The organism is Nocardia sp. NPDC049220, from assembly GCF_040647855.1.
Taxonomy (GTDB): Bacteria; Actinomycetota; Actinomycetes; order Mycobacteriales; family Mycobacteriaceae; genus Nocardia.
In genome coordinates, this window is sequence record NZ_JBEZDA010000054.1 from 1 (window position 1) to 2,224 (window position 2,224).

Here is a 2,224-nt window from a genome sequence, read left to right on the forward strand (position 1 = left end):
GCGTTCCAACGCCCGCACCGATTCGGCCCGCAAGCAGTGACTGGTAGTGGCGCCCCGCTGCGACATCACCACCGGCCGCGGCCGATCAACCGGCAGGTGTAGCTCTTCGGTGATTGCGTCGAGGGCTTGGGTCCAGTATCGGATCTGATGGGCCGATAGTGATTGCGGGTCGTCGGGTGAGCCGAGGGTCGCGCGTTGCCATAGTGCGTAGTCCGCGTACTGGACCGGCAGCGGTGTCCAGGACGGGGCGTGTCCGGCCGCGCGTGCGGCATACGCGGCTGTCACATCGCGAGCCAGCGGTGTCATGGAGAAACCGTCCGCCGCGATGTGATGCACCACGACAGCCAGCACGTACTCGGGTTTCTCGGTGCCGATCACGCCGAACAACCGGGCACGCACCGGCACCTCGGCGCTTACATCGAAACCCGCGGTCAAAAACTCGGACACCGTGGTCACCAACCGGTCGGCCGCCACCGCTACCACGACCAGTTCCCGGGCCACTTCCTCGACAGGCTCGACCAACTGGATCAGCATTCCGTCGTGGTCGGGGTATCGCGTACGCAACGACTCGTGTCTGCGCAGCACATCAACCATCGCCGATCGCAGCGCATCGACGTTCAACTCGCCACGCAACCGGATCGCGATCGGCATGTTGTATGCCCCGGAGCTGGTGTCGTACTGATTGAGGAACCACATCCGCTGCTGGGCCGGCGCCAACGCCACCAGATCAGGCCGTGGCCGGGCCACCAAAGGTGGGCGCCGCCGTCCCGTGCCGTCATGCCGCTCGATACGGGTCGCGAGCCCCGCCACAGTCGGCGCCTCGAACATCAACTGCACCGGGATCTCGGCATCCAACACAGCCCCGAGCCGCGCCGCGACCCGCGTCGCAACCAAACTATTACCGCCCAAAGCGAAGAAGGAGTCGTCGAGGCCGACTTGTTGGACATCGAGGACATCGGCGAACGATTGGGCGATAGCCTGTTCGACCGGTGTCGTGGGTGCCCGGTATACGGTGTTGTCGGTGAATACCGGGGTGGGTAACGCTTTACGGTCCAGCTTCCCCGCTGGTGTCAACGGAATACCGTCGAGCACCATGATCGAGGTCGGAACCATATAAGACGGCAACCGCCCCGCGACATACTCGGTCAAGGTGGTGATATCGATCGAATGCTCGGGTGCGGCAACAACATACGACACCAACGATTGGGTACCGGAGTCGCTGTGGTGGCCGATGGTGGTGGCGAAACCGACACTTTCGTGCGCGGCGAGTGTCGTATCGATCTCACCGAGTTCGATACGCAAACCACGGATCTTCACCTGGAAATCGGATCGGCCCAAATGCTGGATCGTGCCGTTGGCAGTCCAGCGCACCACATCCCCGGTGCGGTACATGCGTTCACCCGCCACCCACGGACAAGCAACGAAACGCTCAGCCGTCAAACCCGTCCGACGATAATATCCACGGGCCAACAGATCTCCCGCGATATACAACTCCCCCGCCACACCCACCGGCACAGGCTGCAACCGCCGATCCAAAACCCACTCCGACACGCCACGAACCGGACCACCCACCGTCACCAACTCACCAACCCGCAACGCAGAACTCAGCGACGCAACAATGCTGGCCTCGGTCGGCCCGTACTCATTGAACAACTCACGCCCACCACCCCAACGCTGAACCAACTCGGTGCCATAGTCCTCGCCCCCGACCACCAAACACCGCAACCCCGGCAACGGCCACCGACCACCATCGATCGTCGACAACGCAGCAGGAGTAATAAAAACATGACTGACCCGCTCACGATCGAGCAACCCGGCCAAATCATCACCACCATAAACACCAGCAGGCGCGATCACCATTGTCGTACCCGCACTCAACGCCACCAACATTTCCAACACCGACACATCGAAACTCGGCGAAGCCAAAAACAAAATCCGCGAACTAGCTTCCACACTCAACGCATCCCTGTGCACCAACGCACAGTTACACAGACCACGATGAGTCACCGCAACACCTTTGGGCAACCCGGTCGAACCGGACGTGTAGATCACGTAGGCGATGTCATCGACACGTACCGGGCGGACTCGGTCCCCGTCGGTGACCGGCCAGTCGTCGGCTTCACCGACGTTGTCGAGGGTCAGCCAGGTGGTGGTGTCGGGCAGTTGCGTGCGTGTGGCTGTCGTGGTCAATCCGATGACGGTTCGGGAGTCGGTCAGCATGTGG

The 2,224-nt window shown here is 62.1% G+C and carries 1 protein-coding gene; it reads right to left on the minus strand.

Annotation, left to right across the window (positions count from 1 at the left end; all coding sequences use genetic code 11):
* Positions 1-2,190: AMP-binding protein (locus AB0C34_RS31495; RefSeq protein WP_357081087.1), on the minus strand; the 2,190-nt coding region annotated here is incomplete at its 3' end.
* Between the last annotated feature and the right edge of the window lie 34 nt (positions 2,191-2,224).